The sequence below is a fragment of the Desulfoplanes formicivorans genome (assembly GCF_001748225.1).
GTDB lineage: Bacteria > Desulfobacterota > Desulfovibrionia > Desulfovibrionales > Desulfomicrobiaceae > Desulfoplanes > Desulfoplanes formicivorans.
On record NZ_BDFE01000004.1, the window covers coordinates 32,716 to 55,355 of the forward strand.

Sequence of the window (22,640 nt, forward strand, 5' to 3'; positions counted from 1 at the left end):
CCTCGGAACAATCATGCTCAAACGACTTTCTTCCATGTACTTTGCTTTCTGGGCCATTACCGCCCTGGTCCTCTGGATGGGTCTTGGAGCCCTTCTGGCCAGCAAGGGCGGCCCCTATTACGACCTATTCAAGGAACTCAACGAGCAAATGATCGCCACCTGGTTGGTCCGGGATGCGCAGGATCAACCAATCATTGCCGGCTGGTTCGCGGGCTTGTGCCTGATTGCTGGTGCCCTGCTCCTCAATACCGGATTGTGCATCTGGCAGCGCATCGTGCCCATGTTCCATGCTGGCAGGATGTCCAGAAATCTTCTCGCCGTGATGCACATTCTGGTGATTCTGGTCATGCTCGGCCACGGCCTGAGCATGATTGTGGGGGACAAATACGCCAACAAGGTCATGTTTCCGGGCCAGACCATTGCCTTTGGAGACGGCTACACCCTGCGCATGGATTCATTGGTCTTTGTGGATGATCCGACCCTGCTCCGTCTTCCCCAGCACGACAAGCACATGAAGATGACCAGGGATGCCGTCCATATGCAGGACAATCAGGTAACCCTGACCCTTTCCAAAAACAATCAGGTCATTGCCCGCCCCCAAGTCAAGATCATGGAACCCTTTGATCACGGCTCCCTGCACGTTGTTCTCAAAACCTTTGTCTGGCCCAAAAACAAGAACCATGTGGGAGCGGTCATGATCATTGTTCGCAATCCATTGGCCACCTTGTTTTTCATTATCTATGCATTGATGATCGCAACCCTTGGATGGTACGTGATCATCACCTGGAAAAAGCCGCTCTCCAGACGGCATGCCAACCAGCTAACCCAGACGGCCGCCACCTGATCACGACCATCACCAATTTCGACGAGACGTCCCAACAACAAGGAAGATATCATGTCACCAACCATCAGAACACGACTCAAGGAAAACGCACTTTCCCTGGCTCAGGACCGTACCGTGGCGGATGTGCGTATCGGACTCGGTTACACGGCCGTCCAATTGGACAACGGACAAACAGGCGTTGCCTGCACCTTTCACAAGGATGCCAAGGGCGGATGCACCGTGTTCCAGGGTCTGCGCCCCCTCAAGGGCACACCCGCAGCCAAGGTCCTGACCATGCTGGATGCCACCGATCCCATTGCATCGGCCGTGGCCATTGCCACAAGTAACGCCCTGACCAACACCCCTTCCCCGGACATGACCACCGGAGATATCCTGGAAAACATTACCCTCTACCCCGACGATCATGTGGGCATGGTGGGTTTTTTCGCACCGGTCATTCCCAAACTCAAAGAACGCACAGGTCGGCTGGACATTTTCGAGAAACAGGACCGCGGTCCAGGCACCCTGCCTGCGGACGCAGCCAGGGACATCCTGCCCTCATGCCAGGTGGCCGTCATCACTTCCACATCCATTATCAATCATACGGTTGACGATCTCCTCAACGCCTGCACCAACTGCCGGGAGGTGATCATGCTCGGGGCATCCACACCGCTTCTTCCGACTGTTTTTGCCCGGACACCGGTCACCGTGCTTTCGGGAATCATTGTCACCCAGCCGGAGAATATCCTGCAAATCGTCAGTGAAGGAGGCGGAATGCAGCTGTTCAAAAAAAACATCCACAAGGTGAATTGCCGCGTGCAAAAGTAAGAGGAAAAGGATTTGCCGCCAAGGTTCCGGTCAAGGCCTGCCCATCATCCGGACATGCACGTGAGCCTTTTTGGCAAAAAAGATCCCCCAACCGGCCATCCATGCGGACGACTGGTTGGGGGACGTTTTCCTTTTGACAACAACTGCCGTTAGAGGGCCTGCAATCCCTTGAGCACCTTTTCGGGCCGGGCGGGAAGATGGGTGATGCGCACACCGCAGGCGTTATAAATACCATTGATGATGGCCGCATGGGGAGAGGCCAGGGGCAACTCGCCTGTTCCCGAGGCACCAAACGGACCGTCGGGCCGAGGGCTTTCCACATAAATGAGTTCTATATCGTCGGGAATATCCCTGATTTCGGGAATACCCGCCCCCTTCATGGTGGAATGTCGCTTGATGTCCTCATAATCCTCGCTCAAGGCAAGACCGATTCCCTGGGCAAGACCGCCATAGAGCTGCCCGTCAACAACAAGTTTGTTGTTGATCTTGCCCACATCAGCCACCATGGTCATCTTCTCCACGGTTGTCTTGCCGGTTGTGGTATCCACGGCCACCTGGGCCATGAACAATCCGTACATGTAGCAGCAAAAGGGACTGCCCTGGCTGTTCTCATCACAGGCCTTGCACGGCGCCACCCATTTGCCCTCGTACCGCAGGGGCAGTCCTTCAGCCTTCATCTCTTCATAGGTCCTGAAGGAACCATCTTCCTTGGTCATCCCCTTGATCAGATTCTCACAGGCCACGCGAATGGCATTGCCCGTGAGCACCTGGGAACGTGATCCTCCGGCAGGACCGCTGTTGGGAGTCATGCTGGTATCACAGGACACACGATCAATGTCCTCCAGGGCGATTCCCAAAGGACGCAATGCCTCGTGGGCAGTTCCCAAAGCTCCGATATCCGCTCCCTGACCGTGATCTTCCCAGGAATCACCAAGCAGCACCTTGCCCTCACCCGTGAGTTCAATCCAGGCCTCGGAAGAATCCGGACCGTCCAGACCGCAGCCATAGACGCCAACAGAAACCCCCACACCCCGTTTGACCGTATCCGTGGAAGCTGCCTTGGCCTGTTTCAGGGCCTCTTTGTAACGGGGCCGCAATATATCGATCATCTCGGGCAGGCTGTACACCTCGGGATCCTGACCCGTAGGGGTGGTATCCCCCTTTCTGTACACATTGCGAAACCTGAACTCCAGGGGATCCATGCCCAGTTTTTCCGCCATTTCGTCCATAAGGACTTCCCAGGGAAATTCTACCTCAGGAGCGCCGTAACCGCGAAAGGCCGAACCCCAGGCATGGTTGGTACAGACGGTACGCCCTTCCCCCCGGATACTGGGAATGGCATATCCGGCTCCGATGAACTGGGAACCGCGAAGGGTCAAAAGATCGCCAAATTCCGAATAGGGGCCATGATCCACGGTCCAGTCGCTTTCCAGGGCAAGGATCTTGCCTTCCTTGGTGGCGGCCATGCGCAGATGGGTGAAAAAGGGAGAACGTTTTCCAGTGTAGGTCATCTGCTGATAATAGGAATAGCGCAGAAAAACCGGACGTCCCGTGGCCATGGCCGCGGCGCCCAGAAGACCCTCGTTAGTGGGACTGAACTTGTACCCAAAGGTCCCCCCTGTATTGTTCTGCACCAGAACGAGATCGCCCGCATCTATGCCCAGGCCTTCGGCAATCATGAAATGGTGGGCATGGATGGCAATGGACTTGGAGTGAATGACCAGCTTGCCCTCGTCATTGGTGTAGGCAAACCCCACATCCGGTTCAATGGGCATATGGGGCTGGCGGCCCACATAAAAATCATCTTCCACCACGGCGTCGGCCTTGTGGAAAATGGGACCGGTATCCTCGCCTTTAACCGCCTTGGTAACATAATACACATTGGGGGTACCCGGATGGATCTCCATGGCATCATCTGCCATGGCCTCGGGCGCGCTCATGTATTCGGGCAGGGGTTTGAGGTCCACTTTCACGGCTTTGGCCGCGGCCTTGGCCTGTTCCTCGGTATCGGCACAGACAATGGCTATGGCATCGCCAAACTGAAAAACCTTTTCATCACACAAAATGGGCCGGTCAAACCCGTCTCCTTTGTTCTCGGGAAAGGCCAGGCCGTTGATGCGGTTTTTGCCCTTGATATCCTTGTGGGTGATCACCTTGAACACCCCTTCCATGGCCTCGGCCTCGCTGGTGTCAATGGACAGGATTTCCGCATGGGATACATTTGCCTGGACCAGAGCCAGTTGCAGCGTCCCATCGGGCAGGGACAAGCCCACATCAGCACCAAAATTCCAGGTTCCCGTCACCTTGGGCAGGGCACTGGGCCGGGGAATGGAAGTGCCCCAGACGCTACCGTCCTCGGGTATCTTGTAAGTCAACTCTTCCCGGGTCATCTCGCCGCGGATAACCCGGGCCGCGTCCATGACCGCGTCAACCAGGGGTTTGTACCCGGTGCATCGGCAAATGTTGTGGTGTTTTTGGAACCAATCGCGAACATCCTGCCTGGAAGGATGGTCATTCTCGTCCAGCAGGGCCTTGGCCGAAACAATGAATCCGGAAGTACAGAATCCGCACTGGGCCGCTCCATGGACCATCCAGGCCAGCTGAAGAGGATGCAGATGCTCGGCACTGCCAATGCCCTCAATGGTCACGATATTTGCCCCATCCTTGACGCGGCTCATTTTGGTAATGCACGAACGGATCACCTTGCCATCCATGATCACGCTGCAAGCACCGCATTGTCCGCTTTCACACCCCAGCTTGAGTCCCAAAAGACACAACTGGTTCCGAAGCACCTTGGCCAGAGAATCCTTGGCATTGACATAGAGTTTGCGGGGAATCCCATTCACAATGAGTTCTTTTTGGATCATAAGCCTTCCTCCTGTGCGTGGCCGAGGAAATGTCAGGTCGCGCGGGTAAAGTATGCTCGTGTCGTTTGACCACATGCCCGGTTGCTACCGGAAACCGGGACATACACAACCAGAAATTGGCGAACCTTGTTGTCCCGTGCGGTCCAACCAATTTTCGCCAATAAATATGTCTTTGTTCCCATAAAAACAACACATGGTCAACAGGGGAAATGCAATTTTTCCATCTGCTTGATCTCCCTGATCTGCTTGGGATAAGACATTTCCATGAAGTGGCCGTACCCACTCTCATCCCCCTGTATCCACAGCTCATCTCAACCCCGGGAGCCAATATGCCCAGACGTCCCTTTCCGGTAACACCCCGATTCGATCCCACTGCCCAAAAAAAGATCCTGCAGTTCTGCTACATCATGTACGGCCTGGTCTTTCTCGCCGGTGTCACAGCCATCGTGGCCATTGTTGTCGATTACATCAAAAAGGACGACGCACGCCAGGACCCAGTCCTGTCCAGCCATTACCGCTGGCAGATCCGCACCTTCTGGTTCAGCCTGCTCTGGGCCTGTGTGGCCGCGCCCCTGGTTGTTCTCCTGGGTCTTGGCGTGGTTCTGGGCTTTGCCGTGACCGTCTGGTACATTTACAGGCTGGTCAAGGGATGGATCAGACTCATGGAATACCGGCCCATGTATGAATAGCACACGCGTTCAGTGACCGCCTTTGGTCAGATACGCAAGGCGGTCACTGTTTCCAGACCCCTGAAGGAGACCAGGACCAAACGCTTTCCAACCAGCGCAACCGCATGGGCCTGGTCCGTTACACGGATGCTGGAAATGCAAGGAGTTGCAGATCAGTTGGGCGGGTTGCACCTCCCGTAACGTGATTTTTTTCCCGATCAAGGCGAGACAGTCCCGGAGAATAACGCTTTCTGCTGTTCTCTGGCGCCTGTTTTTTCACGAATACAGACTTTTTCATCCCAATGATTACCTTGGAAGAGAAACCACGTATTGGTTGAGGAATTCCAAGGACACGGACCTCCCCTTCGCCCCCCTGTGTTGTGACTTCAGGAGAATCGGCAACCTCCAGGCACCCCAAGGGCACCCCGCAAACGACCTGCCGTCCTCAACCCGCACGCGGAAAAACAACCCGGGTTTTCCGTACCCCTTACCATTCACGGGAGGAGCATCCATGAACGTCACGGCACTCAACCATCGGGCCACCATCTACCGGTTTCTGGCAACCCTGTTCCGGGATGAACCTTGCCTGGAACACGTTACATCCTTTGCTCCGGGAGGTATTGCGGACACAATCGCTTCTGCAATGTCCACCCAGCCTCCTCTTGCCTCCTGGTTACAGCAATTGACAGCATTTCTGGACACCGCTTCCCCCCAGGACCTCCTCAGGGAACTGCGTTACGAATACGCCGATCTGTTCCTCAACGCCGGACCTTCCCCGGTTTTTCCCTATGCATCCGTACATGTTTCCAACATTCCCGTGGTTCAGCAGGAACCCCTGTTTCAGATGCGCCAAACCCTGCGAACCCTTGAGCTGCATGTTGATCCGGAGTTCAGGGATCTGGACGAACATGTCAGTGTGACGTTCGAGATATGCGCGATCCTGCTCGAACGGGAAGAGCTGGAATCCTACGACCATTTTCTCTCCTCAAACATCATGAAATGGGTGCCCGCGTTTTGCGACCAATTGGCCACTAACGCCCAGTCTCCCTTCTACCGCGTATGGGCCGAAATCTGTCGCTGGTTCCTTGAAAAGGGTGCCCGACTCAACACCGAGGCCGGCATTGAACCCATCCTTGCGACCCTGGCTCAAGGACTGGCCGGGGCAGATCTTCTCGGACCAGGCCCCCTGCTGCTCCCCGGAGCCCAAGCCCCCCTGCCCGATCAGGACATCCCCACCCACTGCTATACCTGCGGGGCCCTGTGCGGCATGACCGCCAAGGTCAGGGACGGGGTTCTGATCAAGGTGGCCGGGCTCAAGGGTGATCCCAAGGGAGATGGGAGGCTCTGCCCCAAGGGAGGGGCCGCCACCAAACACGTCAACAGCGCCTATCGTCTCAAGGCCCCGCTGATCAGGGAAAACAACCGTTTTCGCAAGGCCAGCTGGGACGAGGCCCTGGACCTGGTCGCGGCCAGGCTGGCAACCATTCCCCAAGGCAAGCTGGCCTATTTCCGGGGCAATGATTTTGCCGGATTCGTGCACGAGACCTTTTTCGATCACCTGGGCTGCCCCAAGGGAACACACCGGACCATGTGCGACAACTCCAACCGCATGGCCAACGAACACAACCTGAACGACAAGCGCCCATGGATCAATTACCAGCAGTCCGATTACATCATTCTCTTTGGCAACAATGAACTGGCCACCTCCTATGGCCAGCGCAAGACCGCCCAACTCAAGGCAGCCCTCAAACGGGGCGCCAAACTGGTTGTTTTTGATCCCCGCAAGTCGGAAACAGCCGCCAAGGCAACCACCTGGATTCCCATCAAGCCGGGAACCGACGGTGCAGCCGCCATGGCCATGGCCTATGTGATCATCACCGAAGATCTGTACGACAAGGATTTTGTCCGGAACTGGACAACGGGTTTCAACGCCTTTCGGGACCGCATTCTGGGCAGGGAAGACGGGGTGGCCAGGACACCACAGTGGGCCGAGGCCATCTGCGAGGTTCCGGCCAAAACCCTGCAGACCATTGCCCGGGAATTTGCAGGGGCCACGGCCAAGGGCGTCATGTCCTGGTCGGGACTGGCCCAGACACCCAACGGACACTGGGCAACCGCCGCCATTCAGGCATTGAACGGATTGTGCGGAACCTTTGACGCGCCTGGCGGCCCGTGTCTGCCCTGGAAACGCAAGCTGGGCTCAGCTTGGAGGGACGGACAGGTCAAACCGGAAAAACGGCCCTCACCCAAGATGGACCATTTTCAGCTCTGGTCGGGCTGGTCCCCGGCCAAATTCGAAGAACACGTGGCTGACGGCCGCATCAAGGGGCTTGTCTCCTACTGGGCCGATCCCGTTCTCACGTGGGGGAATACCGAATCCGTGACCCGCGGGATCAGGGGACTTGACTTCTGCGTGACCATTGATGCTTTCATGTGCAATACCGCCCTTGAAAGCGACGTGGTCTTGCCCGATGCCACCTGGCTGGAGCAGAGTCAGATCAAATCCGACTGGCTGTACGAGGCGTTCCTGAGTTATTTTGCCCAGGTGGTCAAACCCATGTACGACAGTCGTCCCATGTACCGCATTGTTCAGGGGCTGGCCGAGCGCATGGGGGTCAAGGACGCCGTGCCCTGGAAAACCATGGACGAGGCCTTTGCAAACCAGATGCGCGACCTCCCCTGGGATTTTCAGGATCTCAAAAAGCAGGGCTTTCTCATCACCAACCCGGCCTCCTATTACAAATACAAGGAGTGGGGATCCATCAATCCCCCCAAGGGATACGGCAGTTCAGGAACAAGCCGCACCGGCAAGTACAATTTCCTTAATCCGGTGAGCCTTGAAAAGGGAGTGGATGCCCTGCCCGATCACAAGGAAATCGACCCCCGGTTTGCCCCGGACACGGAGTTTCCCTTTATCTTCGGCAATTTCAGGATTCTGCAGCATGAACATTGCTCCACCTTCAACAACTACCAATTGATGAAGCTCAGGAAAACCAACACCCTGATCATGAACAACGAGGATGCCCTGCGCCTGGGCATTGCACCCGGCGAAACCGTCACCATTGCCTCGCCCTGGGGAAAGATCAACATCAGGGTTGAACCCACGCCGGACATGAAACCGGGAGTTTTGGGGGCGGCAGGAGGCTACGGCCATGTGCGGGGCCTTGAGGGCGATGCCGCGTTTCCGGATTTTGGCGGAGTCAACGTGCCCGGAGCGCTCATGCCTCCCAATGTCACCGAACCCACGGGCGGCACCCCCTTGCTCAAATACATCAAAGCCAAAGTGATCAAGGCATGAAGCCCCGGGGATACTCCTGCACATGCACCCCACAAGCGGCCCGCTTACGGGCCGCTTGTGGATCCGGGGCCCAATGCAACCATCTTCCCGCAATCACCCCTTGCCCCGTACCGTGCCCTGGACAAAATCACGCAGCACTTCAAGGGGATGCGCACCAACCAGCCGTTGGCCGTGGGCCACAAAAGTGGGGGCGGCCATGATCCCCAATGTACTGGCCCTGGCCAGATCCTGATCCACAAGGTGTTGAAAGGTGCGGGCCTCAAGCACCTCTTGCGCCTCTTTCCGGGGAAGACCCAGCTCCCGGACCAGGTCCAGAAGCACTCTGGTGCGTCCCAGATTTCTGCCTTCCACAAAATAGGCCGCAAAGACACGCTTCCCAAATGGCGTGCCCAGGCCGTACCGTTCCCCTGCCCAGGCCCTGAGTTCATGGGCCCACCTGGTGTTGCAGATCATATCAACAGGCTCGAACTCCAGCCCCCTTTCCTTGGCGAGGGTCCTCAATGAGGCCAGCATGGCGGGGACATCGGCGTGGGGATCACCCATAAATTCCTGAAGAGTCATACCCTCTTCAGGGATCTCCTCATGCAGTGGAAGGGCCCGCCAGACGATTTCAATGCCATATATATCATGCAGTTGTTCAATACACCCGGTACTGAAATAGCACCATGGTCAGGTAAAATCGGAAAACACTTCCAGACGGTGGGGTACATGTTTCATACAAACGTCCATGACAGGTTTGATGGTTTGCCAAATGGTCTGCCACATGGAATATGCTCACACCTGCTGTTGTTTCTCCGGCAGATTGCGACCATGAAAAACAGCCGTTGCTAATAAAAACGAATGGTTGATCGCTGCACCAACGCCAACTCTCTGACTTTCCGTTGATTTTTTGTCCTTTCAATGGCAATATCGAACACTTCATGACGAATGGTTCGTGCGGACCATCTCCCATGCGCCTGAAACCGATAGGTTTACTCCTGGCGCAACAAGGAATCCTCCATGGGCACATCCCCACATATCATCCTTATCGATATAGACTACCAAATCCCTTCAGATACGACATCCATCCTGCAAAACGCGGGATATGCCGTCAGTGTCGTAAAAAATGGCACCGAAGCCATGGCCAAAATGCGCGCGATGGCTGCCGACATGATCCTGACCCCCTATAGGCTTCCGGACATGAATGGGGACCAGCTCTGTCAGAAGATCAGAACCGCTACGGATATGGACCCCATTGCCGTGGTCATGTTCGCCCCTCGCGAGGGTTCCCCCCTGGAGCATGCCCAACTTCTGGCTGCCGGGGCCGATGGATACATCCCCTTTCCCCTTGATCAGGAAGATTTTGTCCTGCGCATCAGATCCATTCTGAAAGTCGGTAAACTCCAATCTTCTCCCGAAAACGCCAATGAAGATTATCGGGAGATGCTCGAGACGACACCGCTACCCTACCAGAGCCTCAACGCCAACGGTTGTCTCGTCCAGGTGAACAGAGCCTGGCTCACCACCCTGGGCTACGAGCACGAAAAGGAAGTGCTTGATCGTCCATTCAGCGATTTTCTGCCCTCAGGAGAGGCAAAGCTTTTTCCCCAGCGATTCCAGCATTTCAAGCAATCCGGCCAGCTCTGCTGTGTACAGTTCGAAATGCGCAAAAAGGACGGCTCAATCATCCGGGTCAGCTTTGACGGTCGTATCGCTAGAGACACAAACGGTGAGTTCATCAGAACCCACTGCATCTTCCAGGAGATCAAGGCAAGGCAGCACCTCCAGGAACATGCCCTTTTCGAGCCCAAACCTCTGCAAGCGTCCTTTTGGAAAACCCTGGCCGGATCGGTCTTCTTCTTCATGACGGGAGTGACCCTTCTTGCCCTGATGTTTGCCCCCATTTCCAGCAGAGAATGGCAGATCAGCCTTGCCCTGATCGGTCTGATCATGGTTGTGGCCGTAGTCGGCTCCTTCTACTTTGTACGGAAAATGCTGGCCATCATTGAGTATTACCACAACGAGGTCGACCAACGCGAACACTCCCTCAAACTCATCAGCGAAAATCTTGAATCCCAGGTGAAACAACGGACTCAGGAACTGACTCAAAGTGAACGCAGATACCGTACCTATGTATCTTCATCGCCACTGGCCATCCTGGTTACCGACGCAACAGGCCGGTTCGTGGATGTCAATCCAACCGCTTGCAGCCTGCTGGGGTACTCCCAGGACGAATTCCTGCACATGGCTGTTCCGGATATTCTCGATCCCGACCACAAACAGCGGTGTCGGGAAGGGCTCAACACCCTGATGCACCACTCCAGGCTGAGTGACGAATATGTCTTTCTCCACAAAAAGGGGACCAAAATCCCTGTCAGCATGGAAGGCGTCACCCTTGAAAACGACAGCTATCTGTTTTTTTGCCAGGACATATCCCAACGCAATGCCATGCAGGAAAAACTCCGGCACACCGAAAAACTCCGGCTGGAAGAATCCATGAAAATGCAGAAGCTGGAAAGCGTGGGCACCCTGGCAGGTGGTATTGCCCATGACTTCAACAACATTCTCATGGGCATCTTCGGAAACATCGAACTGGCCAAACACAGCCTCCCTTCGGCCCATCCATCCCGCGACTTCCTGCACAAGGCGGAACGCTCATTGGACAGGGCGGTCCACCTGAGCAAGCAGCTTTTGACATTTTCCAAAGGAGGAGAACCCATCAAGGAAACCACGGGATTGGCAGACCTGCTCAAGGATGTGGCCCGGTTCGACCTTTCGGGAAGCCCGGTCAAGCCCATGTTCACCATAGATCCGGATCTCTGGGACGCCTCTGTGGACAAAGGCCAGATCCAGCAGGTCTTCTCCAACCTGACCATCAATGCCAAACAGGCCATGCCTGACGGAGGCAATCTGTACTTCAGGCTGGAAAACCGTGTCCTTGCTGCCGACGAGATTCCCTCACTCGCCCCGGGAAAATACATCCGCATCACGGTCAAAGATGAAGGGACCGGTATTCCTTCCAGACACCTTTCAAGGATTTTCGATCCCTACTTCAGCACCAAGCAGACAGGAAGCGGCCTGGGCCTGGCCACCGTGTATGCCATCATTTCCAAACACAAGGGGCATATTGCGGTTGAGACCGAACCGGACAAGGGCACGGCCTTCACCATCCATTTGCCCGCCTCCACAAGAAATGCGGCCGAACAGGCTCATCCACCATCACTCCAGGACATCACCCCAACGGGCCAGGGACGCATCCTGATCATGGATGACGAAGAACTGATTCGCGGAGTCATGAAAGAGATGCTCTCAACCCTGGGATATGACGTAGACACAGCATCAGATGGACAGAAAGCGCTGTACCTGTACAGGCAGGCCATGGAAGCGCGCACCCCCTACGACGCGGTAATCATGGATCTGACCATTCCTGGAGGAATGGGTGGCAAGGAAGCCATCTCGCATCTTCTGGACATGGATCCCGAAGCCCGGGCCATTGTTTCCAGCGGATTCGTTGCCGATTCGACCATGTCCCAGGCCAAACAGTACGGGTTCAAGGCCGTGATATCGAAACCGTACACTTTGAAAACCCTTCATTCTGTTTTGAGCAAGGTTATCGCCGCATGATTGACCAGAATGTGCATCGGCGCTGTCTGCCTGCAGCACCGTGTAAACACGAATGATCACAACCGTCCGAGGTACGGTTGTCAGATTCATAAAACGACCACCCTTGCCCTTTCGGAGCACCCATGCCCTCATTACCCCCGCTCTCGCAAGCTTCTCGCCTTGTCTTCTTGCGCATGGTTCTTGCTGTTGCCTTCGGACTGACCGGATTTGCCGTCAGTTTTCTCGACTTCCAACTTCCCCAGACGACAACGTTCTCCATAAGTATTTTCATGGGCCTTTTCTTCCCCCTGGTCATTGCCCTGGCCTGGGGATGGCGGTACGGCCTGCTCAGTGCCCTGGCCGGCGGGTGCCAGTCCATGTGGTGGATCTGGCATGCAGACGGCTGGGGCCTGTTATATACGGTGCCAATCTTTTTCCTCTGGATCGGTTGGCATGGCTGGTGGACTACCATGAGAAGCAGGGGCAACGGCCACTATCCATGGTATCAATCCGTTTTCATCATTGAAATTCCCTTCCGCATAATCAGCGAAGCGGGCTTTCTCACCCTGTTCACCTGGCTGGTCTCCCTCAATCCCCCGCCGTGGGCACCAACCCTCGCGTCCAACGAAGTGTCTCCTGGCACAATGCTCGGAGCGGCCTTTGATCACACGATCGCCGGGTACATGCTTCTTCTCCTCGCCCATACCGTGCTCCATCTCACCAGGGTACGCCAGGCTCTGGGACTTACGGACAAGACAGTCCAGAACGACATATCCACCCTATATGCCAGCTCCATCTTCATCGGATTGACAGTCTGGGCCGTGGACTCCATGCTCCATCTCAAGTTCGGGAATACGGATCATGCCACATTCTGGCAGGTGGCCCTGTTCGATCCGGGTCCCCATCTCTTCATACGCATCGCATTCATCTTTTTCGCCCTGTGCGGCGCCATTGCCGTGACCCCAATGCTCCGCAACCGGGAACGGCTCCAAAAACGCGTCATGCATCTCAACCATGTTCTGGACGGCCTGCACAAAGTCAACAGGATTATTGACCGGGTCAAGGATCCCCACGATCTGATCAATGCCATTTGCGACCAGCTTGTCCAGGTGGAAGGCTACCTCTCGGTATGCATCTTTCGACTGGATGCCCAGGGTGAATACATGGATTACGGCCTTGCAGGGGCCCCAATGCACCAGCGCCCACCCGTACTGTGTACTCATGGTCGCAACGCCATAACCTCCCAGAATCTTCTTGTGGCGCAACACCATGTGGACACATGCACCGATTGCCCCTTCCGGAACAACCAGACGCCCATAGACACACCTCTGGGCTGCCTTGCCCATCCCATAACGTACAGGGGCACGACCTATGGAGCGCTGGTGGCGTCCCTTCCCCTGGACCGCGCGCTGGACGTGCAGGAACAATATCTTTTCAAGGAGATTGCAGCGGACATTGCCTTTGCCCTGCACAGCCTGGAAGAAGAGGCCGAACGGCGCCTGGCCGAAATAGCTCTGCGCGAGAGCGAGCAACGATTCAGCCAGCTCCTCGACAGCGTACCCGAGGTAGCGGTTCAGGGATATGGAGCCGATGGAACCATCCGTTACTGGAACAAGGCCAGTGAAATGATCTACGGATATACGCGGGACGAGGCCATTGGCCGCAAATTCCACACAGTCATCCCCGCATCCATGCACGAACAGATCTCAGACATCATGGCCGCGGGAACCCAGAACCATCACATGCCTCCACCTCAGGAACGGACATTCACAAACAACCACGGCGAGACCATCACCGTCCTGACAAGCCACACCATGGTCGTTCGCACGGGACAGGACTCCGAGCTGTACTGCATTGATATCGACCTCAGGCAACGCAAGCAGACGGAATCACGTCTCATGGACAGCAAGGCCGAGATCCAGAGCATTTTCCGATCGTCTCCCGTGGGTATCGGGCTGGTCCAAAACAGGATTTTCACCCGTGTCAATCAACGTTTTTGTGAAATGCTCGGATACACGGAAGAGGAACTCCTGGGGAAACCTTCCTCCATGATCTATCCTTCCCGGGAAGAATTCCATCGTGTTGGCCAGGAAAAATACGCCTTGATCCGAAAAACAGGCACAGGAACCGTCGAGACCCGTTTTCTGCATAAAGACGGCTCCATCCTCCACGTCCTTTTGAGCTCGACGCCCCTGGATATGGACGACCATGCCAAGGGGGTCACGTTCACGGCCCTGGACATCACCGACAGGAAACAGGCTGTGGACGCCCTGCGTCAGAGCCAGGAACACCTCAAGACAACCCTGCAATCCATTGGCGACGCCGTTGTGACCACGGACCATCAGACCCGGGTGATGACCATGAACCCGGTGGCCGAGGCCCTGACGGGATGGACGCAGGACGAGGCCAGGGGTCTTCCCCTTCGGAAGGTTTTTCCCATTATCAGCGCCATGGACCGCAAGGAATGCGAAAACCCGGCAGCCAGGGCCATGAGCCAGGGCACCATTGTCGGACTGGCCAATCATACCCTGCTCATTGCCAAAGATGGCAGGGAACGTCATATTGCAGATTCTGCCGCTCCCATCCGCAATCTTGACGGACAGATCACCGGAGCGGTTCTGGTCTTTCGGGATGTCACCCAAGAATACCGCATGCGCAGGGAACTGCAAAAAATGGATAAGCTCGAAAGCCTGGGCAAACTGGCTGGCGGGCTGGCCCATGATTTCAACAACATTCTCATGGCCATTTACGGAAACATTGAACTGGCATCGAGCCATTTCGCACCCGACCATCCCGCGCGCACCTTCTTGGACCACGCCGGACAATCCATTGACCGGGCAACCAAGATCACCAACAAGCTGCTCACCTTTTCCAAGGGGGGCAGCCCGGTCAAGGAGCGTCTTGCAGTGGCCTCCCTGGTCCGGGAAATCGTTGGCTTCGACCTTTCCGGAAGCGGTGTGAAAGCCGTTTTCGACATCCCGGACAATCTCAGGGACATAGAGGGAGACAGGGGGCAGCTGGAACAGGTCTTTACCAACCTGACCGACAATGCCAGGCAGGCCATGGGGGATGAAGGTACCCTGTACGTGACCATAGCCAACCAACAGGTCGCAGAGCATGAAGTAGCAGGACTGCAGTCCGGCCCCTATGTCACCCTGGTGTTCGAGGATACGGGTCCAGGTATCGCTCCCGAACATGTGGGCAAGGTGTTTGATCCCTATTTCACCACCCATCAGACCAGATCGGGCCTGGGCCTGGCCACGGTCTATTCCATTATCTCCAAACACGACGGCATCATCACGGCCGAATCCCGGAAGGGACAGGGCGCGCGGTTCACCATCTATCTTCCGGCCCTGGACGCGCCCCAAGACCAGGTTCATGCCCCATCCACCCGGGCTGTCACGGAGGCACCACGCCCCACGCATTCCCCAACCCCACGACGCATACTGATCATGGACGACGAGCCCATGATCCGGGATGTTCTCACCGCGCTGCTTGAGGCCCTGGATTACGAAGTCGAAAGCACCGTTGACGGCGACCAGGCCGTGACCGCCTACAAGGACGCCATGGAAGCGGGTTCACCCTTTGATGCAGTCATCCTTGACCTGACCATTCCCGGAGGCATGGGTGGTGCCAAGACGATCCAGCAGCTCTTGCGGATTGATTCCAACGTCAGGGGCATTGTCTCCAGCGGATATGCCGATGATCCGATCATTGCCAGGTTCCAGGACTATGGATTCAAGGGAGTGGCCATCAAGCCCTACACCCTGGAGGAACTCGGCAACACGCTGGACACGGTGCTGGGATAAGGGCATGAAAGGCAGATACACCGCATCATTGGAAGATGCCCTCAAGGGCACAAACGCAGCACCCGGTTCCGGTGCCTGCCTCATTTTATCCCGGCCTATCCCATCATGCTTCGCATATCCAATACCGTCATTCTCCCGGACAACGAGATCGAGCTCATTCCCATCCGTGCCCAAGGGGCCGGAGGACAGAACGTCAACAAGGTTTCCTCGGCCGTGCACCTGCGTTTTGATATCCAGGCATCATCCCTGCCCCAGGTGTACAAAGAGCGCCTCATGGCCTTGCGGGACAACAGAATCACCCGGGACGGGGTCATCCTCATCAAGGCCCAGAACCATCGGACCCAGGAAAAGAACCGGGAGGAGGCCCTCAAACGGCTTTGCCAACTCATCCGCTCCGTGACCGTGGTTCCCAAAAAACGCAGGCCCACCCAACCCAGCAAGGCTGCCCGCAAACGACGCGTTGCCAGCAAGATCAAACGCGGCCAAATCAAAACCCTGCGCCGGAAGGTCAACGATACGGAATAATCCTGCCCAAACCCACACCTTTCATCTTTTCCTCTCCCCTTGACGCACCACATTCTTTTGTATAGGCAGCATGCGTATTACGAATTTTCATTGCGTGACATCATTGCAACTGCATTGCTGCGTCAGGCCATATCCGAGGAGATCACATGGGTCGCGCCCCTTTCCTGCTTCTTGCTCTGTATCTCTCTGTCCTGGTTCCCTTCACGGTTCTTGCCGCACCCACAAGATCCATAGTCGATGTGACCGGAGCCACGCGCACCATTCCTGCAGATGTCAGGCATGTCATCTGCTCGGGTTCCGGGTGTCTGCGCCTTTTGACCTATCTTCAGGCCCAATCCATGGTCACGGGAGTGGATGACATGGAAACCCGCCGAAGCCAATTCGAGGCCAGGCCCTATGCTCTGGCCCATCCCCACTTCAAACTGCTCCCCACTTTTGGCGAATTCAGGGGACACGACAATCCCGAGCATATCCTGAACCTTTCTCCCCAGCCCGATGTCATTTTCAAGACCTTTGCCTCCAGGGGCACCGATCCGGATGAACTGGCCCGAAAAACAGGCATCCCGGTGGTCGTACTTGAAGTGGGCGATCTGGGAGACTATCGCCAGAATCTGTACCATTCCCTGCGCATCATGGGAGAGGTCATTGGCAAAAAAGACCGGGCCCAGGAGGTCATTGATTTTTTCGAAAAAAATATCCGGGAAATCGGGTTGCGCAGCAGGGACGCCCGTGGCGAACACCCATTGAAGGTGTACATCGGCGGCGTGGCCTCAAGAGGGCCCCACGGGTTCCAGTCAACAGAACCCGATTATCCCCCCTTTCGTTTTGTCGGCCTCAGAAACGTGGCCTATACCCGGGGACTGACTGGCAAGGGATTGCGGCATTCGGACGTGGCCAAGGAGAAAATTCTTGAATGGGATCCGGATGTGCTTTTTCTGGATCTAAGTACCCTGCTCTTTGGCAAACAGGGGGGAGGACTGTATGAACTCAGAACCGATCCCGCCTACCGGGCCCTGACCGCAGTCCTCCAGGGCAAGGTTTATGGGGTACTCCCGTATAACCTGTATTCCCAGAATTACGGCTCCATCCTGGCCAATGCCTGGTTCATCGGCAAAACCCTGTTCCCCGATGGGTTCAGGGACATCGACCCCAAGGTCAAGGCCGACGCCATCTATACCTTTCTGGTGGGCAGTCCGGTATTTGACACCATGAACCAGGCCTTTGACAACCTGGTTTTCACCCAAATACGCTAAGATCCCCTATCCCCGGACCATGAAAAGACCAGGTATTTTCCCCGTGCACACACCAGGAACCAGCGCAAGGATGTTGTCCCATCTGCCCCCTGCCAACCTGCAACCCCCAACTGTCCATGCATCTTGAAGACGGCCATATTCCTGCAGAATACTCCCGGTATATCGGGCGCAAGGTTCTTCTCATCTCGGCAACCGGTCTGCTTTTGGCAGGTGCCCTGCTCACGGCCATTTCCCTGGGAGCGGCCCATGTGCCCATGGGTGATGTAGCCAAAAGCCTTTTGTCCCTGGATGTTTCCCGACGAATCCAGATCATTGTCTGGGAGATACGTCTGCCCCAGGCCCTGTCAGCCATCATCGCCGGAGGAGGACTGGCCATATCCGGCGCGGTCATGCAATCCATTTTGCGCAACCCTCTGGGCTCCCCGTTCACTCTGGGCATCTCCCATGCAGCGGCCTTTGGAGCCGCCTTTTCCGTCATGCTCTTGGGATCAGGCGTCATGGGCAGTTCCCAAGTGGGGTCCATCAACATCACCAATCCCTATCTGACCACCACGGCCGCCTTTGTGTGCAGCCTGGCGGCCACGGCCATGATCATTGCTGTTTCCAGACTCAGGGGAGCAACCCCGGAAACCATGATCCTTACAGGGGTTGCCCTGGGAGCGTTGTTCACTGCCGGAACCATGTTTCTGCAGTTCTTTGCCGATGACGTGCAGCTTGCAGCCATGGTCTTCTGGACCTTTGGAGACACGGCCAGGGCATCCTGGAACGAAATCGCTCTGCTTGCGGGTGTGACCGGAGTGGCTTCCGTGTATTTTTTGGCCAACGGATGGAACTACAACGCCATTGACGCTGGTGATGAAACCGCACGGGGGCTGGGCGTCCGGGTGGACAGACTCCGGGTCACGGGCATGCTCATGGCATCCCTGGTCACCTCGGTGATCATTGCCTATCTGGGAATCATCGGCTTTGTGGGCCTGGTTGTTCCCCACATGGCTCGCCGCATCCTGGGCGGGGATCACCGCTTCCTGCTTCCGGCCACCCTGTTTCTGGGGGCGCTCTTACTCCTTGTCTCGGACACGGCGGCCCGCCTCATGCTGGCCCCGCATGTCCTTCCCGTTTCAGTGCTCACCGCGTTCATGGGAGCACCCCTGTTCATGTATCTCATTCTTCGAGGGTACAAATAATGATCCTGGACGTATGCGGCGTTTCCTTCACCTATAACTCCCATCCGGTTCTTGATGACATCTCCTTTACCCTGAACCCGGGAGAGCTTCTGGCCATTCTCGGTCCCAACGGCGTGGGCAAGACCACCCTGCTCAAGTGCATCGACGCCATCCTCTCCCCGTCCAAAGGATCGGTCCTGGTCAAGGGAACCGACGTGCTGCAACTAAGAAGTCACGACATTGCCAAAACCATCGGCTACGTTGCCCAGCAATGTGAAAGCTCTTGCATGACCGTATTCGACGCCGTACTCATGGGGCGCAAACCCTACATCCACTGGCGTGTGGGACAAAAGGACCTGAACATGGTGGATGCGGCCCTCAAACGCCTGAACATGGAACACATGGCTCTGCGCCCCATCGACCAGATGAGCGGGGGCGAACTCCAGAAGGTGGCCATTGCCCGGGCCCTGGTCCAGGAACCGGACATCCTTTTGCTGGACGAGCCCACCAGTTCCCTGGATCTCAAGAACCAGATGGAAATCCTGTCCATGATCCACCACATTGTTGTGGAACACGGCATGGCCGGCGTCATGACCATGCATGATTTGAACACCGCCCTCAGATTCGCCAGCACCTACCTTTTTCTGAAAGACGGCAGAATCTACGACATAGGCCGGGTGGACCAGATTTCCCCGGAAATGATCGAAAGCGTGTACGGTTTGCCCGTGGAGATCCATTCCATCAACGGCTATCCCACGGTGGTTCCCCTGGCCTGCTGACCCCGTTTTTTCCCGGAAACCACAGCGATTCAAAAAATACGACCCGCATGCAATAATGCATGCGGGTCGCGGCTTGTAAACTCTTTCCAATCGGTCTGATGACATCACGAATTCAGACGGAAGGGGCCGGGACATTCATCCACCTGACCACCCATCCCTTCCTGCCCGCCTCCAGATGGGTCATCCTAGCATAATCAACTCCAAGGGAAAACATCTGCCCCAATCGAATGCCCAGGATATGACAGAGCAAAACCCTGATCACCCCGGCATGGGTGACCACGAGAACAACTGCGTCCGGGTCAAGGTTGCTGCACAGGGCCTTGAATGCTGCAACCACCCTTTTTTGCAGATCAAGAAAACTCTCCCCTTCCGGGGGCCTGAATCCCGCAAGGTCCTTGCCGCGCTGGGCATAGGCCCCGGGAAACCTTGTCCTGACCTCCTGCCTGCTCACGCCCTCCCATGCTCCCAGGGATATTTCCCGAAAGCCCGGCTCACGTTCAATGCGCACACCAACAGAACCAACAGCATTTTCCGCGGTCTGTATGGTACGTGTCAGATCGCTGCAGACAACACGGTCTGGGACATGAGCCGCAAAAAATCCCCGCCAGGCCCGGGCCTGCTGGATACCCAGCTCGCTCAGGGGATAGTCGATCTGCCCCACATAGCGCTTCACTCCGTCGGTTGTGCAATCTCCATGGCGTAACAGATAAATGTTCATCAGGCCGTCCTCCAGGAGCACATGCTGATCAACCGGAGACTCGCATGGGAAGAAGGTGCAAAACCGGACACACCCCTGCGCTCAAACCCGCACAAGGCAGATATGCACAAGCCATTGATCCATGTTGTATTCTGCAAGACCATGCTCATCACTCCGGACACAGGCTGTTTCCACTCACCTGGTTGGCCAATGCCTCCAGCACGATTCCTGTACGCTCCTGAAAACGGGCTTCGGCATGCAGAGCATGATCCAAGCGCTCTTTGACATGGGCTCGGGCTTTGGCATTGATCCCGTACTGCTCCATTTTGGCACCGTATCTGACGGCAAGCGATACGGGCCGGTCTCCCTTGAAATACTTGTCGGCCAAAAAAATGATCTCCTGATGGGTGATGGGTGCGCCATCCGGGACATGCATATCCGAGTGAGGAGCTATCACACGTGCCACTTGGCTTAACCCCATGGCATCAAGGATCTCGGCTCCCCGTGGTCCATGATGCCGTTCAAGGCGCGCGATATCGTGGAGCAGGCCAGCCGCCTCCAAAAGGTCCGGATCAAAGGCTCCGCCATGTTGGTTCAAATGCTCGCCCATGGCCCGGGCCAATGCTGCCACCATAATGGAATGGGCCCTGATATGCTCGGGAATGGGGTGCACATCCTCCATCACAACCAGACATTCCTTGCGGGAGGGAACACCAAACCTCTGCCATGCCGCAAGGATACGCTCATAGGCATCGGGAGTATTCATATCCATGAGCATGTGCTCATCCGGCACCTGGACCGGAATGATCCCATGGGCAACCGATCGAAACAATCCGTGCAGGCCTTTGTCTCCTGTCCAGCCAAGGATGTCCGCTGCCCATGAGGAAGGAACAAGAGGGGGGTGCCCGCTTTGTTTTCCGCAATAGGGTATGACAACAGACGTATCATTCTCCCGCCATGTCTGCGCTGCAAGCCGCAAGGTACACGACCGGACAAGGGGGATATCCACGGGCAGAAGAAACATGCCCGCGCATTCTTTGGCCAGGGCCCTGATCCCCGTGCAGACAGAGGCAAACATGCCCTCTTCAGGATGAGGATTGCAGGCCTCGACCACTCCGAGGCCATCCAGCAAAGGGCGGATGCATTCTCCGTGAAATCCCGTGACCACGCAGATGCGTTCGATCCCGACCTCCCGGAACAAGGCGACCTCATGTTCCAGCACGGTTCGCCCCCCCAGGGGAAGCAGGGCCTTGCATCGGCCCATGCGGGAAGATTCTCCGGCGGCCAGAATAATTGCACCCAGATCCTTCATAATCCGGCCCGTCGTGCCTGAATGAGTTGGGCCACGATACTCACCCCTATTTCCTGGGGTGTCCTGGCTCCAATGGACACGCCCAGGGGGCAGTGCACCCGGTCCAAATCCTTTTGAGTCAGACCCTTGTCCAGAAGATCGGCAAAAATGGCCTCCCGCTTTCTGACACTGCCAAGCATTCCCACGAACCCGGCCGAGGTGGCCAGGACCTGTTCCAGCAACACCTTGTCCAGCTGGGGAACCCGCGAGGCAATGACCACCAGATCCCTGCGGGTCAGGGAAAAGGACGACACGCAGTCGTAAAAGGACGAAGGACAATGGATGGATGTGGCCCGCGGGAAGAACTCGGCCGTAGCCAAAGAAGTGCGATCATCCACCACAATGGGCGCGAAACCGGCCAGGGCGGCAATTTCCACTGTGGCCCGACTCACATGCCCGGCCCCGAAAAAATACACCTTGGGAGGGCCCATGACCGGACAGACAAACCATGTTCTGCCATGTTCGGAAAAGGTCATGGGACGGGGAAACGTCCCGGCCCGGCTCTGAAGCATTGTCCTGTCCATGTCCACCAACCCGTGCTCGGCATCCACAAGAACCACCTGATCTTGATGGTATTCCTCCTCCCCAAGGGGAAAAGCCAGAAAACAGGATTTTTCATGATCAATATGTTCCACAACCCGGGAAAAAAGAGCGCGATCCCCTGGTTTGAGCAGGTTCACGAGAATCTCCACCTGGCCCCCGCACACCATGCCCATGCTGCTGGCCGACCGGGGATCGGTCATGGCAAAATGCCGACTCACACGTCGCAATGTTCCCTGTTTCATAAGCTCCCGGGCAGCTTCCATGACCTCGGCCTCGGCAAATCCGCCGCCAATGGTTCCCGCAATCGCCCCGTCGGCAAACACGGCCATCATGGTCCCGGCATCCCTGGGGGTCGAGCCTTTCTGGTGCACAATGATCGCAAGACCAACCGGCTCGCCCTTGGCCAAGCGTTCCTCAATCTGTTGAAAAAAATGCTGCATATCATCTCCCTGGT

The 22,640-nt window shown here is 56.4% G+C and carries 14 protein-coding genes and 1 pseudogene; 10 read left to right on the plus strand and 5 right to left on the minus strand.

The features are described 5' to 3' along the window. Window positions 1-13: 13 nt before the first annotated feature. Both DPF_RS00455 and DPF_RS00460 read left to right on the plus strand, forming a co-directional pair. Window positions 14-844, plus strand: a complete 831-nt coding sequence (locus DPF_RS00455; RefSeq protein ID WP_069856846.1) for a hypothetical protein — start codon at window positions 14-16, stop codon at window positions 842-844. A gap of 51 nt (window positions 845-895) precedes the next feature. Further along, window positions 896-1,651 carry a DUF364 domain-containing protein gene (locus tag DPF_RS00460; RefSeq protein ID WP_069856848.1) on the plus strand — a complete coding sequence of 252 codons (756 nt, stop codon included), beginning with the start codon at window positions 896-898 and terminating at the stop codon, window positions 1,649-1,651. A gap of 149 nt (window positions 1,652-1,800) precedes the next feature. Here DPF_RS00460 and DPF_RS00465 read toward each other — a convergent pair whose 3' ends face one another. Continuing rightward, window positions 1,801-4,518 carry a molybdopterin-dependent aldehyde oxidoreductase gene (locus DPF_RS00465; protein WP_069856850.1) on the minus strand — a complete coding sequence of 906 codons (2,718 nt, stop codon included), beginning with the start codon at window positions 4,516-4,518 and terminating at the stop codon, window positions 1,801-1,803. Window positions 4,519-4,727: 209 nt separating this feature from the next. On the opposite strand from DPF_RS00465, the gene DPF_RS00470 reads away from it, so the two are divergent. Together DPF_RS00470 and DPF_RS00475 are read left to right on the plus strand one after the other, a co-directional pair. Beyond that, window positions 4,728-5,207 (plus strand): DUF4870 family protein, encoded by a 480-nt coding sequence (locus DPF_RS00470; RefSeq protein WP_218069947.1) that lies wholly within the window; start codon window positions 4,728-4,730, stop codon window positions 5,205-5,207. 490 nt (window positions 5,208-5,697) lie between these two features. Continuing rightward, window positions 5,698-8,484 (plus strand): molybdopterin-dependent oxidoreductase, encoded by a 2,787-nt coding sequence (locus tag DPF_RS00475; protein ID WP_069856851.1) that lies wholly within the window; start codon window positions 5,698-5,700, stop codon window positions 8,482-8,484. Between the two features lie 93 nt (window positions 8,485-8,577). Here DPF_RS00475 and DPF_RS00480 read toward each other — a convergent pair. Next, window positions 8,578-9,141 (minus strand): annotated as a pseudogene (locus tag DPF_RS00480) (DsbA family oxidoreductase); the annotation flags it as partial. A gap of 342 nt (window positions 9,142-9,483) precedes the next feature. Here DPF_RS00480 and DPF_RS00485 point away from each other — a divergent pair. The 6 genes from DPF_RS00485 to DPF_RS00510 all read left to right on the plus strand — a co-directional run bounded on the left by DPF_RS00485 (window position 9,484) and on the right by DPF_RS00510 (window position 19,595). Beyond that, window positions 9,484-12,087 (plus strand): PAS domain S-box protein, encoded by a 2,604-nt coding sequence (locus DPF_RS00485; RefSeq protein WP_069856853.1) that lies wholly within the window; start codon window positions 9,484-9,486, stop codon window positions 12,085-12,087. 122 nt (window positions 12,088-12,209) lie between these two features. Continuing rightward, window positions 12,210-15,875, plus strand: a complete 3,666-nt coding sequence (locus DPF_RS00490) for a hybrid sensor histidine kinase/response regulator (protein ID WP_083254368.1) — start codon at window positions 12,210-12,212, stop codon at window positions 15,873-15,875. A gap of 105 nt (window positions 15,876-15,980) precedes the next feature. Beyond that, window positions 15,981-16,400: an alternative ribosome rescue aminoacyl-tRNA hydrolase ArfB gene (arfB, locus tag DPF_RS00495; RefSeq protein ID WP_069856855.1), complete on the plus strand. Its 420-nt coding sequence runs from the start codon at window positions 15,981-15,983 to the stop codon at window positions 16,398-16,400. Window positions 16,401-16,546: 146 nt separating this feature from the next. Beyond that, a complete protein-coding gene (locus tag DPF_RS00500; protein ID WP_069856856.1) occupies window positions 16,547-17,653 on the plus strand; it encodes an iron ABC transporter substrate-binding protein in 1,107 nt (368 codons plus the stop codon). A gap of 116 nt (window positions 17,654-17,769) precedes the next feature. Next, window positions 17,770-18,837, plus strand: coding sequence for a FecCD family ABC transporter permease (locus DPF_RS00505; protein WP_069856858.1), 1,068 nt, complete (start codon window positions 17,770-17,772; stop codon window positions 18,835-18,837). Then, window positions 18,837-19,595 (plus strand): ABC transporter ATP-binding protein, encoded by a 759-nt coding sequence (locus DPF_RS00510; protein ID WP_069856860.1) that lies wholly within the window; start codon window positions 18,837-18,839, stop codon window positions 19,593-19,595. The genes DPF_RS00505 and DPF_RS00510 overlap by 1 nt, the downstream gene beginning before the upstream one ends. A gap of 112 nt (window positions 19,596-19,707) precedes the next feature. On the opposite strand, the gene DPF_RS00515 is transcribed toward DPF_RS00510, so the two are convergent. From DPF_RS00515 to DPF_RS00525, 3 genes are all read right to left on the minus strand, one after another. After that, window positions 19,708-20,313, minus strand: a complete 606-nt coding sequence (locus tag DPF_RS00515; RefSeq protein WP_069856862.1) for a histidine phosphatase family protein — start codon at window positions 20,311-20,313, stop codon at window positions 19,708-19,710. Window positions 20,314-20,461: 148 nt separating this feature from the next. Beyond that, window positions 20,462-21,604: a DVU_1551 family NTP transferase gene (locus tag DPF_RS00520; RefSeq protein WP_069856864.1), complete on the minus strand. Its 1,143-nt coding sequence runs from the start codon at window positions 21,602-21,604 to the stop codon at window positions 20,462-20,464. After that, window positions 21,601-22,626 (minus strand): XdhC family protein, encoded by a 1,026-nt coding sequence (locus DPF_RS00525; RefSeq protein WP_069856866.1) that lies wholly within the window; start codon window positions 22,624-22,626, stop codon window positions 21,601-21,603. The genes DPF_RS00520 and DPF_RS00525 overlap by 4 nt, the downstream gene beginning before the upstream one ends. Window positions 22,627-22,640: the final 14 nt, after the last annotated feature.